Annotated in this window: 9 protein-coding genes; 3 read left to right on the top strand and 6 right to left on the bottom strand. The window is 64.2% G+C overall.

The features are described 5' to 3' along the window. Positions 1–100: 100 nt before the first annotated feature. From folD to AB6M95_RS07050, 4 genes are all read right to left on the bottom strand, one after another. On the bottom strand, positions 101–958 hold the full coding sequence (gene folD, locus AB6M95_RS07065) for a bifunctional methylenetetrahydrofolate dehydrogenase/methenyltetrahydrofolate cyclohydrolase FolD (protein WP_371386038.1): 858 nt from the start codon (positions 956–958) through the stop codon (positions 101–103). 177 nt (positions 959–1,135) lie between these two features. Continuing rightward, on the bottom strand, positions 1,136–2,422 hold the full coding sequence (gene eno, locus AB6M95_RS07060) for a phosphopyruvate hydratase (RefSeq protein WP_371386037.1): 1,287 nt from the start codon (positions 2,420–2,422) through the stop codon (positions 1,136–1,138). An 872-nt stretch (positions 2,423–3,294) separates the two neighbouring features. Further along, positions 3,295–4,065: a type III pantothenate kinase gene (locus tag AB6M95_RS07055; RefSeq protein WP_371386036.1), complete on the bottom strand. Its 771-nt coding sequence runs from the start codon at positions 4,063–4,065 to the stop codon at positions 3,295–3,297. A 97-nt stretch (positions 4,066–4,162) separates the two neighbouring features. Then, entirely contained in the window at positions 4,163–6,373 is a 2,211-nt protein-coding gene (locus AB6M95_RS07050; RefSeq protein ID WP_442604681.1) for a methyl-accepting chemotaxis protein, read from the bottom strand. 188 nt (positions 6,374–6,561) lie between these two features. Between AB6M95_RS07050 and AB6M95_RS07045 the strand changes: the two genes are divergently transcribed. The 3 genes from AB6M95_RS07045 to AB6M95_RS07035 are packed head-to-tail and all read left to right on the top strand — an operon-like array spanning position 6,562 to position 11,033. Next, positions 6,562–7,605 (top strand): hypothetical protein, encoded by a 1,044-nt coding sequence (locus tag AB6M95_RS07045; protein WP_371386034.1) that lies wholly within the window; start codon positions 6,562–6,564, stop codon positions 7,603–7,605. A gap of 3 nt (positions 7,606–7,608) precedes the next feature. Then, positions 7,609–10,119 (top strand): cytochrome ubiquinol oxidase subunit I, encoded by a 2,511-nt coding sequence (locus tag AB6M95_RS07040; RefSeq protein WP_371386033.1) that lies wholly within the window; start codon positions 7,609–7,611, stop codon positions 10,117–10,119. Between the two features lie 56 nt (positions 10,120–10,175). Then, positions 10,176–11,033 carry a pirin family protein gene (locus tag AB6M95_RS07035; RefSeq protein WP_371386032.1) on the top strand — a complete coding sequence of 286 codons (858 nt, stop codon included), beginning with the start codon at positions 10,176–10,178 and terminating at the stop codon, positions 11,031–11,033. A 174-nt stretch (positions 11,034–11,207) separates the two neighbouring features. On the opposite strand, the gene AB6M95_RS07030 is transcribed toward AB6M95_RS07035, so the two are convergent. After that, the gene (locus tag AB6M95_RS07030; protein ID WP_371386031.1) at positions 11,208–11,537 is read right to left on the bottom strand and encodes a cupin domain-containing protein; all 330 of its coding nucleotides are present in this window, start codon (positions 11,535–11,537) and stop codon (positions 11,208–11,210) included. Between the two features lie 15 nt (positions 11,538–11,552). Beyond that, a complete protein-coding gene (locus tag AB6M95_RS07025; RefSeq protein WP_371386030.1) occupies positions 11,553–12,740 on the bottom strand; it encodes an anaerobic nitric oxide reductase flavorubredoxin in 1,188 nt (395 codons plus the stop codon). Positions 12,741–12,862 lie beyond the last annotated feature (122 nt).

Below are 12,862 nucleotides of genomic sequence, written 5' to 3'. Positions count from 1 at the left end.
GGTTGGCGGCTACCGCAGCCGTACCCCCGTACGGCGAGGACAGGTCGCAACCTCGGAAGCGGCGCGGATGGCCCGCTCCCGCGAGCCGCGTGCCGCGCGCCTATGCGCCCACGTGCATCTTGAAGGCCTGGAGGGTGTTGACCATGAGCTGGGCGATGGTCATGGGGCCGACGCCGCCGGGGACCGGGGTGATGGCGTGGACCTTGTCCTTGAGGCCCTCGAAGTCGCAGTCTCCGGCCAAGCCCTCGTCGGTGCGGTTGATGCCCACGTCGACCACGACCGCGCCTTCCTTGACCATGTCGGCGGTCACGAACTTGGGCTTGCCGATGGCCGCGAAGATGTAGTCCGCCTCCAGGCATTCGGCCTTGAGGTCCGGGGTGCGCGAGTGGCACAGGGTCACGGTGGCGTTGGCGCAGGGGCCAGACTGGGAGAGCATCATGGCCAGGGGTTTGCCCACGATGTTGGACCGGCCGATGACCACGGCCTTCTTGCAGGCGGGGTCCAGGCCGTAGCGCTTGAGCAGGTTGATGACGCCCGCCGGGGTGCAGGGCTGGAAGCCGGGTAGGCCCAGGGACATCTTGCCCACGTTGACCGGGTGGAAGCCGTCCACGTCCTTGTTCGGGTCGATCAGGTCGAGAATCTTCTGGGAGTCGAGTCCCTTGGGCAGGGGCAGCTGGACCAGGATGCCGTCCACGGTCACGTCGCGGTTGAGTTCGTGGATGAGCCCTTCCAGTTCGAGTTGGCTGGCGGTCTCCAGGCGGTGGGGGATGGAGCGGATGCCGCAGTCCTCGCAGGCGCGCTCCTTGTTGCGCACGTAGACCTGGCTGGCCGGGTCCTCGCCCACCAGCACCACGGCCAGTCCGGGTTTGCGGCCGTACTTGGCCTCGAGCTTGTCCACCTCTTCCCGAATCTCGGCGCGAATGGTCGCGGCCGTTTCCTTTCCGTCAAGCAGGATCATGTCTCTCTCCGCGTTTGAAATAGTGGGATGCCGTACACGTGCTGGTCGCTACGTAGAGAAAAAGGCACCGGATGGCAAGCCGCTGATAGGGCTTCCGGGGGATTTTCCGCAGCGGGCCGCGCTTTTGCGGCGCAACGGAGAGGGGGAGGACCGTCCGGCCCTCCCCCTTGTCGTCGTCTATTCGTCGAAGAAGCTGCCCGCCAGGATGGGGCCGTAGTAGACGCCGTCCTCGTCGAGCTCCTCCTCGATGCGCAGGAGCTGGTTGTACTTTTCGAGCCGGTCGGAGCGGCACAGGGAGCCGGTTTTGATCTGGCCCGCGTTCACGGCCACGGCCAGGTCCGCGATGAAGGTGTCGCCGGTCTCGCCCGAGCGGTGGGAGACCACGTTGGTGTACCCGGCGGTCTTGGCCAGCTCGATGGTGTCCAGCGTCTCGGTGACCGTGCCGATCTGGTTGAGCTTGATCAGGATGGAGTTGCAGATGCCCCGGTCGATGCCCTCGGCCAGGATGTCCGGGTTGGTGACGAAGATGTCGTCGCCGACCAGTTGGATGCGGTCGCCCATCCTTTCGGTCATCAGGGAGAAGCCGTCCCAGTCGCCCTCGGCCAGGCCGTCCTCGATGGAGATCAGCGGGAAGCGGGAGACCAGGTCCTCGTAGAAGTCGATGAGTTCCTCGGCGGTCAGGATCTTGTCCTCGCCCGCCAGGACGTACTTGCCGTCCTTGTAGAACTCGCTGGCCGCCGCGTCGATGGCCAGGCCCACGTCGCGGCCGGGCTCGTAGCCCGCGGCCTCGCAGGCGCGGATGATGTACTGGAAGGCCTCGACGTGGGACTTCAGGTTGGGGGCGAAGCCGCCCTCGTCGCCCACGGAGGTGATATGCTTGTCCTTGGCCAGGATGGATTTCAGGTTGTGGAAGATCTCCGCACCCATGCGCAGGGCCTCGGCAAAGGTCTCCGCGCCCACGGGCATGATCATGAACTCCTGGATGTCCAGGTTGTTGGGCGCGTGCTGGCCGCCGTTGATGATGTTCATGAGCGGCACGGGCAGGAGCTTGGCGTTGGTTCCGCCCAGGTACTGGTACAGCGGCATGCCCATGAAGCTGGCGGCGGCGCGGGCCGCGGCCATGGACACGCCGAGGATGGCGTTGGCGCCCAACCGGTCCTTGTTCTCGGTGCCGTCGAGGTCGATGAGCGCGTTGTCCAGGGTCAGCTGGCGCACGGCGTCCATGCCGATGATCGCGCCGGCGATCTCGCCGCGCACGTTCTCCACGGCCTGGAGCACGCCCTTGCCGCCGTAGCGCTCTTCCTTGTCGCGCAGCTCAAGCGCCTCGCGCGAACCGGTGGATGCGCCCGAAGGCACGGCCGCCCGGCCGATGTCGCCGGATTCCAGAACCACTTCGCACTCCACGGTGGGATTGCCGCGCGAGTCGAGAATCTCTCGCGCCCAGACGCCGGTGATGATGCTCATATCGAACTCCTTGAACTCAGGGTTGTACACGTTGCAAACAGCGAAACCGGGCGAATTCTAGAGGATTTCCGCCCAATGCTCAATTCCTTACTACGGATGCGCGAAAATGGGCAGTTATTATTTTTGAAACGATATGGTGACAGAGAACGGTCCGGTGACCGAGCCCGGACGGGCGAGTGGGGGATGCCTCCGGCGGGCCCTCGCCGGGCGGGCGCCTCCGGCGGCTGGGGCGCTGCCCCAGACACCGCCAGGGGGAACCCTTATCGCTGCTGTCGCCATCTCTAAAGCTCGAAGACTCGCTAAGAGCTGCCGCTGAAAAGGGTTCCCCCTGGACCCCCTCCCAAACTTTTTGGGTCGCCTGCGGCGAAGGGGGGCGTGGGTGGCGAGGTGTTTCGCGGGAGGGAGGAGGTAGCTTGGTTGTGCGGTGTCCCGAAGGGTTCGCGCCGGACGTCCACGGGCCTCGGAGGGCCGCCCGGCGCGAATCCTTCGGGACGGTTGCCAACGCCGCAGGCGGGATGTTGCGGACGCGCGACTTCGGTTTCGCGGCGTTTTCGAACAGCGGCAAAGAGGCTTTTTTAGGGAATCCCTTTTCTTAAAAGAAAAATCCCGCGATTTCGGGCAGAAAAAACGGCGCACTTCTTTCGGTGAAGAAGCACGCCGTTCCATCCGTTTTTCTGCCCGAAATCGCCAACCGGCACGGTGGAAGGCGTCCACGTCGCGGCCTTCCGCCGCCGTACGCCCCTGAGCGAAGCGAACATGGGGGTGCAGGGGGCTTTGCTCCCTGCCGGGTCCAGGGCAGCGCCCTGGTCTCTCCGAAGGAGGCCGCCGGTAGGCCCGCCGGAGGCATTCCCCAAGCCGAACCCCCGATCCGCCTACCTGTTGTAATAGGCCATCCACAGCCCTTCCATGACCAGGTCGGGGCGCAGTTCGTTGATGCGTTCGGAGAGTTGGGCGATGGTTGGGGCCAGGCCGCCGGTTGCGACCACGAAGGGGTTCTTGAGCTGGGGCGAGAGTTTTTCGATGAGGCCGTCGATCATGGACGCGAACCCGAAGACGAAGCCCTGGTTGAGGCACTCGGCCGTGCTGGTGCCCCAGTGCAGGGTCGGGCTGGTGACCGTGAGGTCCACCTTGGGGAGCTTGGCCGTGCCCGAGGCCAGGGCCGAGGCCGAGGAGAGCAGGCCGGGGCAGATCAGGCCGCCCTTGAAGGCGTTGCCCTGGATGCAGGCGCAGGTGGTGGCCGTGCCGAAGTCGACCACGATGAGGTTCTTCTCGTCGTAGGTCATGCGCGCGGAGTAGCAGCCCACCAGGACGTCCGCGCCCACCTGTTCGGGATGGGCGTACTCGTTGTCGATGTCCAGTTCCAGGTCGCGGCCCGCGAACAGGCACTCGCACTCCAGGAAGCGGGCGGCCATGCTTTTGATCAGCGGGTCGAGCGGCGGGACCACCGAGGAGATGACGCACGCCTCGATCTCCGTTGGGTCCACGCCCTCGCGCAGGAGGATGGATTCGATCTTGAGGCCCCAGTCGTCGTCGGTGTTGGCCGGGCGGGTGGGGAGGGTGTAGCTCTCGTTCAGTCCCTGGTCGTCGGCCAGGCAGAGCTTGGTGTTGGTGTTGCCCGTGTCGAACAGCAGCGTCTTGCCCATACGTATCTCCTTTCGGAGTGTTTCTATCCTTTTTCAGGCAAAAAACAAGGCCCGCGCCCCGGAGGGAGGAGACGCGGGCCTTCGGTCTGCGGGACCGTCAGAACTTTTCGAAGTCGGTGTCCTCGCCCATGTCCATGTCGAGGTCCAGGCCGCCCGCGTCGGCGGGCTTGCCTGCCGGCACGGCCTTGGGCGACGGCCTGGATGCGGCCTTGGGCGCGGGGGTGGGCAACGGCTTGGCCTGGGGCCGGGCCGCCTTGACCGAGACCCTGGACCTGGCCGGACCGGAGGCGGAACCGCCCAGCCGGAAATAGCCGATGATCTGTTGCAGCTGCATGGCGTGCCCGGACAGGGTTTCGGAGGCGGCGGCCACGTGCTCGGACTCGGCCGCGTTCTGCTGGACCACCCGGTCCAGCTCCAGGACCGCGTCCTTGATCTGGGTCGCGCCCGTGTTCTGCTCGTCCGAGCTCGCGGAAATTTCCTGGATGAGCTCGGCGGTGCGGGTGATGTCCGGGACCATTTTGTCGAGCATGGCCCCGGCCTGTTCCGCGATGGCCACGGATTTGGCGGACAGCTCGCTGATTTCGGCCGCGGCCACGCCGCTGCGCTCGGCCAGCTGGCGCACCTCGGCCGCGACCACGGCGAAGCCCTTGCCGTGCTCGCCCGCGCGGGCCGCCTCGATGGCCGCGTTGAGCGCCAGGAGGTTCGTCTGCCGCGCGATCTCCTCGATGATGGCGATCTTGTCCGCGATCTGGCGCATGGCCTCCATGGTCTGGGTCACGGACTTGCCGCCCGCCTCGGCGTCGCCCGCGGCCTGGCGGGCGATCTTCTCGGTCTGTTGGGCGTTGTCCGTGTTCTGTTCGATGTTCGCGGTCATTTCCTCCATGGAGGCGGAGACCTCCTCCACGGCGCTGGCCTGGTTGGACGCGCCCTCGGCCAGGGCCTGGGAGGTGTCGGTCAACTCGCCGCTGCCCAGGGTCACGGACTCGGCCGCGGCCTGGACCTCGGAGACCACCTCGCGCAGCTTGTCGCCCATGGCGTTGACCGCCGCCCCCAGTTCGTCCATCTCGTCGCGCATGCGCCCGGTGCGCGCGGCCAGGCGGGGCACGTCCAGGTCGCCCTGGTTGATGTCGGCCATGACCGCCACCGTGGCCCCGATGGTCCCGCTCATCTTGCGGGCGAAGAGGATGAAGGCGAGCACGCCCAGGAGGAGCATGACCACGCCGATGCCCATGGTCCACCAGTTGGTGGACGCGAGGGCGTTTTCGGTGGCCCGTTGGCCCTCCATGAATTCGTCAAGATAGCCCGTGCCGAGGATGACCCAGTCCCAGGGCTTGAAATACACGGCGCTGAGAATGACCGTGCGCGACCCCTCGGGTGCTTTCAGGTCGGTCTCGATGGTGACCACCTTGCCTGCCGCCTCCTTGGTCCTGGCGGTCAGGTCCTTGTACGCGGGTCGGCCCGAGGCGTCGGTCTCGTCCAGGAGATTGGCGCCTTCGGCCTTGTCGTCCTTGTGCATCTTGATGACGCCTTCGGACGTGCCGGACCCGCCGAACACGGTCAGGAAGCCGGTGCGGCCGAGCTTGACGTTCTTGAAGGCCTGGCGCAGCTGCTCCACGCCCTCCTGGAGGATGCCCACGTACAGGCAGCCGATGACCTTGCCGGAACCGTCCTTGATGGGCCGGTACTGGGTCAGGTACCAGGCGTTGACCACGAACGCCGTGCCCCGGTAGGTCTCGCCGGACATGACCGTCCTGGCCACGGCCGAGGAGCTGGGGATGTAGGTGCCCACGGCGCGTTGGCCGTCGGTCTTGAGGATGTTGGTGGCCACGCGCAGGAGGTCGCCCTTTTGGTCCATGGCCTGAAAGACCGTGCAGGTGGTCCCGGTCAGCTTCATGATCTCGTCCACCAGCGGGGTGGGCTTGCCCGGGTCGCTGTTCTGGCCCAGCCAGGTGGAGCCCAGGGCCATTTTGGGCAGCGACACGGTGGAGGCGTCCTTGGTGATCTGGTTGACCGCCTTCCATTCCACGGTCTCGTCGAGGAGGCGCAGCCCACCGCCGCGCTTCTCCAGGTCCAGGACCACGCGCATGTCGTTTTCGAGCTGCTTGGCCAGGGTGGCGTGCTGGGTATCCAGCAGGTTGCGGGCGTCGTCCACGGCCAGGGTCATCTCGGCCTGTGCCTGGATGTCAAAATGTTTCGTCAATGTTTCTGAAACCTTGGAGCTCTGCCACAGGAGGATGCCGAGGATGCAGGCCACCGTGGTTCCCACGAGTGCGGTACCGAGCAAAGTCAATTTGGGGCCTATTTTCATAAGAGTGCCTTTTGGTTCAACCGGTTATGTTTGGGCGAAGGATAGCAAGCCAACACCTGGGATCAATTATAATTCTGCGAAGCGGCTGGCCGTGCGTATATGCGACAAAGAGCGGGTCGTGTTGTGTCCGACCGGAAAATCACCTACAAGGTCAATATAGTACCAGCCATGCCACAAGGAGTGACGTCGTGAACCCAGCCTCCCTCATCCCACTGGCCGAACCCATACCCATACATTGGGCCTGGTTCGATGTCCTGCTCATCACCACCTTTGCGGCGCACGTGCTGTTCATGAACGCCATGCTCGGCTCGGCGGCCATCGGGCTGGCCGAGGCCGTTCGCGGCCGGGACGGGCTCATCCGCGCGGTGGGCATGAAGCTGCCCCCGCTCCTCGCCCTGACCATCAACCTGGGCGTGGCCCCGCTCCTCTTTCTCCAGGTCAACTACGGCAACTTCGACTACGTCAGTTCCGTACTCATGGGCGGCTGGTGGCTGGCCGTCATCTTTGTGCTTCTCTATTCATACTATGGCTTCTATCTATACAAGTTCAAGTACGAAAGCATGGGTCCGGGCATGCGTCTGGCCCTGTTCGGCTCGTCCGTGCTCGGCCTGGTCTACGTGGGCTTCATGTTCTCCAACAACATGACCCTGATGCTCCGGCCCGACGGCTGGCAGCCCTATTTCGACGGCTACGCGGGTTTCCTCAACTGGCGCGATCCGGCCATCTATCCCCGCTTCCTGCACATGATGGTCGGGGCACTGGCCGTGGGCGGGCTGTTCGTGGCCCTGCTCGGGAACCACCTGAAAAACGAGGAATTCCAGGCGACCGGCATGTGGTGGTTCACCCGGGGCACCATGGTCAACCTGGCCGTGGGCGTCTGGTTCCTGATGGCCCTGCCGGACAAGGTCCTGCTGGCCTTCATGGGCGGCAACCTGCCCGCCACCCTGACCCTGGTGGCCGGGCTGGCCTCGGCGGCCGTCCTGCTCTACGCGGGCTTCCGCCTGGAGCCCATGCGCGTGGCGGGCTGGGCGGCCGTGACCGTGTTCCTCATGGCCTTCATCCGCCACTGGGTGCGGGTCCTGTACCTGGAGCCGTGGTTCTCCATGGACTCCGTGCCCGTGACCAACCAGTACGGCTCCTTCTATCTCTTCCTCGGCTTCGTGGCCGGGGGCGGGGCGATCATCGCCTACATGCTCAAGCTCTATTTCAAATCGCGGCAGGGGAGGGCGTAGACCATGGAATATCCCATCTGGCACCTGACCACCCTGGGCGGCGGCTTCTGGATCGCACTGATCGCCACCGTGCACGTCTACGTGGCCCACTTCGCCGTGGGCGGCGGCCTGTTTCTGGTCCTGACCGAGCGGGCGGCCTACAAGTCGAACAACATCCACCTGCTGGAGTACGCCCGGAAGCACACCCGCTTCTTCCTGCTCCTGACCATGGCCTTCGGCGGCGTGACCGGCGTGGCCATCTGGCTGACCGTGGCCCTGCTCGCGCCCGAGGCGACCATCACGCTCATCCACCAGTTCGTCTTCGGCTGGGCGGCGGAGTGGGTCTGCTTCCTGGGCGAGATCGTGGCCCTGATCATCTACTACTACGCCTGGGACGAGATGAACCGTCGCGACCACATGATCGTGGGCTGGCTCTATTTCCTGTTCGGCTGGCTGTCCCTGTTCCTGATCAACGGGATTGTCGGCTTCATGCTCACCCCGGGCGGCTGGCTTGAGACCAAGAGCTTCTGGGACGGCTTCTTCAACCCGTCCTTCTGGCCCTCGCTGGTCTTCCGCTCCTTCTTCTCGGCCGTGTGCGCCGGGCTGTTCGGCTTCGTCACGGCCACGCGCATCAACGACGAGCCCACCCGCCTGCACACCGTCCGGGTCTGTTCGGCCTGGACCGTGCTTGGCGTGCTGGCCGTGTTCCTGTCCGGCTGGTGGTATGTGGCCTCCATGCCGCCCGGGCAGTACGAGATGATCGTCTACAAGTCGAACCGCGTCGCCTACTTCATGCAGTATTTCTGGATCTTCGGCACGGCCACGCTCCTCGGCGGGCTGCTTCTGGCCCTGAAGACCCCGAAGACCCTGTCCTTCACCATGGCCCTGGTGGTCCTGGTCATCGGCCAGGGACTGTTCGGCTCCTTCGAGTTCATCCGCGAGGCGGGCCGCAAGCCGTACCTGATCTGGGATACGGTCTACTCGTCCTCCATTCTCAAGGCCCGCGTGCCGGTCATCGACCGGAACGGGGCCATCGCCTCGGCCAAATGGGCGCCGCCCGAACTGGCCGGCGGCATCACCGACGCGAACATCAAGGTCGCGGGCGAGTTCCTGTTCCAGCTCGAATGTTCGGCCTGCCACTCGGTGCGCGGGCCCATGAACGACATCACCAAGGTTACGGCCCAGTATGACGTCAACGGCATGGACGCGTTCCTGACCGGCATGGGCAAGCTGAACAAGTACATGCCGCCGTTCATCGGCACCCCGGCCGAGCGCAAGGCCCTGGCCCGGTACATCGCCGAGGACCTGAACGGCAACGCCCCGGTGGAGGCCGCCCCGGTCCCCGAGCAGACCGAGCCCGCGTCCGCGCCCTTCGACCCCAAGACCTCGGAATACATCCTGGTGGGCTGGTGCTCGCGCGGCATGGGCTTCTTCTCCCAGAACGACAAGTGGACCCTGCTGCCGCCGTCCAACATCATCCGCGCCCAGCTGGTGCGCCGCGATCCCTCGCCCGAACGGGTCATGGACGACGTGACCATCGCCTACGCCATCGAGCCGGACCAGGCCGACAGCACCCTGACCGGCACCCTCGAACTGAACGGGGACGCGGGCCGCTATGAGGCCCGGGTGGCCATCCCGCCCTACGTCAAGGACGGCGAATACAACCCCCTGCCGCTGGTCACCCTCACGGCCACGGACAACTCCGGCAAGGTCCTGGCCACGGCCAGGCTGGTCGCGCCCACCTCGGACCAGATGGGCTGCTTCAACTGCCACAGCGGCAAGTGGAACCGGGACGGCTCGGGCGTGACCAAGGGCACGGTGGAGAACATCCTGGCCACCCACGACCGCATGAACTCCACCCGGCTGGCCCAGACCCAGGGCGTGGTCGAGTGCACCAGCTGCCACGACGATCCCCTCCAGGGCGTGGAAGGCAACGCGGACAAGCCCAATCTGTCCGCCGCCATCCACGGCGTGCACGCCATCTACATGGCCGGACGCGGGGCCGAGGACTCCTGCCTCAAGTGCCACCCGCAGTCCACCCTGCGCGGCCGCCACGAGGAAGTGGGCTTCACCTGCACCGACTGCCACGGCATGATCGAGGACCTGGGCATCTCCCTGCTCAAGGCCGAGCAGGAGCGGGGCGTCCCCGGCGCGGGGCGCATCCTGGCTCGGATCACCCCCCGGACCCTGCCCAACAAGGAGGCCATCAAGCCCCGCAAGCCGTGGGTCAACGAGCCCGACTGCCTGACCTGCCACGTGGACTTCGGCGCGCCGGACAAGGACTCGGCCTTCAACACCTGGACCAAGGACGCGGACGGCCTGTTCGCCGCCCGGCGCGACGACATGGACGCCATGCACTGCGGCGCGTGCCACGGCTCGCCCCACGCCATCTACCCGGCCACGCCGCGTGACAACGTCATGCCGCTGCAGTACATGGACGAGGCTATGCCCCTGGGCGCGGGCGGCAACTGCACCGTCTGCCACAAGGAAGCCATGGACTACCCGGCCCACCATCCGGGCATGGGACTGGAATAGGGCGGGATACCCGCCGGAAGGAACGGAACAGGCGGCGCAGCCGCCGGGAGGTCGGGATGCAACGGACGATCAGGCAGATCTTCAAGGGTCAACCCGTGACCGAGGGCGCGGGCGTCAAGCTGCGGCGGCTCTTCAGCAACTACGAGACCGAGCTGTTCGACCCGTTCCTCATGCTCGACGACTTCCGCTCGGACAACCCCGAGGACTTCCTGGCCGGGTTCCCCTGGCACCCGCACCGGGGCATCGAGACCATCACCTACGTGACCCTGGGCGACGTGGAGCACGGCGACAGCCTCGGCAACAAAGGCGTCATCACCTCCGGGGCCGTGCAGTGGATGACCGCCGGGAGCGGCATCATCCACCAGGAGATGCCCCAGGGCGACGGCCGGGGCCGCATGCACGGCTTCCAGCTCTGGGCCAACCTCCCGGCCCGCGACAAGATGATGGACCCGCGCTACCGCGACATCACCGACGCCGACATCCCCGTGGCGCGGCGGCCGGACGGCACGGCCATCAAGGTCATCGCCGGGACCGTGGACGGCATCCGGGGCCCCATGGAGGAGATCGTCATCGAGCCCGAATACCTGGACTGCGCCCTGCCGCCGGATACGGCCTTCCTGCACGCCACCCGGCCCGGCCATACCGTGTTCGTCTACGTCATCGGCGGCAGCGCCGAGATAGACGGAAAAACCGTGGCCGACCGCGACCTCGTCCTGTTCAACGACGGCTCCCAGCTCCTGGTCCAGGCCGGGGACGGGGGCGTCCGGTTCCTGCTGGTCTCCGGCGCGCCCCTGCGCGAACCCATCGCCTGGCGCGGGCCCATCGTCATGAACACCCGGGAGGAACTCGACATCGCCTTCGAGGAGTACCGCAACGGCACGTTCATCAAACACGCGCCCGAGGGCAAGGCGTAGGCGAGGAATGCCTCCGGCGGGCCCTCGCCGGGCGGGCGTCTCCGACGGCCAAAGAACCTTTTGAAAAAGGTTCTTTGGAATCTCCAAAACTTTTTGGGTGCCTTCGGCAGGGGCGTGCAAGCGCGTAAGGACGTGGTGTCCTTACGCGCATGGCCATCCGCGATGTATCTTTTTTTATTCCCCGCGAATCATGGTCAGGAGCATCTTGAATCTTTGTTCCGCCTGGAGGGCATGAGGGACGTTCGCGGGCATGATGATCATCTCGCCTGTGCCGACATTGAGGGATTCTCCGCCAATCGTGATTCTGGCCTGTCCATCCAGAATATGGACAACGGCTTCAAAAGGGGCCATGTGTTCGCTCAATCCCTGTCCTTCGTCAAAGGCGAAGAGAGTGATTGTTCCCGTTTCCTTGTTGAGCAGTGTCTGGCTTACCACGGAGTCGTCGGCGTATTTGATGGCTTCCTCAACAGGGAAAGAGACGCCGAGCTTTTTCGTTTCACCCATATCAAATCCTTCTGGTTATAGATTTTCTGCGAGTTGCCGGCCATACGCTTCGCATTGTTGGCGGGTCGCATCGTCCGGTTTCCACAAGACCTTCAACCCGTCCGCAACGACTTCGATCCCGGCTTTTTCCAGGCTGTCGGAAATCATTTTGACGCTTTCCCCCGACCAGCCATAGGACCCGAAGGCCGCCCCCTTCTTGTTTTTGAAGGACAGCCCGTGGATCATTTCGAGCATGCCCGCCATATGGGAGAGGATGCCTTTGTTGATGGTGGAGCAACCCGCGACCACCATTTTGGAGCGGAAGATCTCGGTGAGAATGTCATTTTTATCCCGTTGCCCGACATGGAGCACCTTGATGACCACGTGTTCGTTCGCTTGACGGATGCCCGCTGCGACGGCTTCGGCCATGTCTCTCGTGCTGTTCCACATGGTGTCATAGATTATGGTGACCTGATCTTCCTGATAGTCGTCCGCCCATTCCAGGTATTTCTGGACGATCTGAAGGGGATTGTCCCGCCACATGATGCCGTGGCTGGGGCAGATGAGGTCGACCGGCAATCCCATGGCTATGATCTCGTTGATCTTCTTGGTCACCAATTTGCTGAAGGGGGTTAGAATGTTTGCATAATATTTTATACATTCATTCAAGAGCTCGTCCTGATCGACCAGGTCGTTGAACATCAGGTCGGAAGCGAGATGGTGCCCGAAGGCGTCATTGCTGAATAAAACGTTTTCCTTATCCATGTAGGAGAACATGGAGTCCGGCCAATGGAGCATGGGCGCGGAAACAAAGGAAAGAGTCTTGTCCCCCAGAGGGAGGGTGTCGCCTGTCTTGACGACCTGGAAATTCCAATCCGAGTGGTAATATCCCTTCAGGATTTTCACGGCTTGCGCCGAACAATAGATGGGGACGTCCGGTATGCGACGCATGAGTTCGGGGAGTCCGCCGCTATGGTCCACCTCGCAATGGTTCATGACGATGTAGTCTATGTCGTCCGGATTGATCTCTCGCTCCAGGCTTGCAACAAATTCTTCACCAAACGGACCATATACCGTGTCTATCAGGGCGATCTTTTTGTCCCGTACCAGGTAGGAGTTGTAGGAAGACCCCTTGAAGGTCGAGTATTCCTCCCCATGGAATTTCTGCAGTTCCCAATCTATCTTGCCGACCCAGGTGACGCTCTCGGTGAGTTTGAAGCTCATTTACCCTCCCGTTAAAAGGATTGTTCATTGTTCGCTTGATCTTTTGACAACAAAACAAGATTCCGCATTCCGATACAGAGCAAGCCTAACCCCTCAGGGCGTTCGCAGCAAACCCGGGCCGT

Origin of the sequence: Pseudodesulfovibrio karagichevae (assembly GCF_041414475.1) — a bacterium.
Classification (GTDB): Bacteria; Desulfobacterota; Desulfovibrionia; order Desulfovibrionales; family Desulfovibrionaceae; genus Pseudodesulfovibrio; species Pseudodesulfovibrio karagichevae.
Note: the sequence above shows the minus strand (reverse complement) of the source record. Positions and strands in the feature narration are given on the sequence as shown.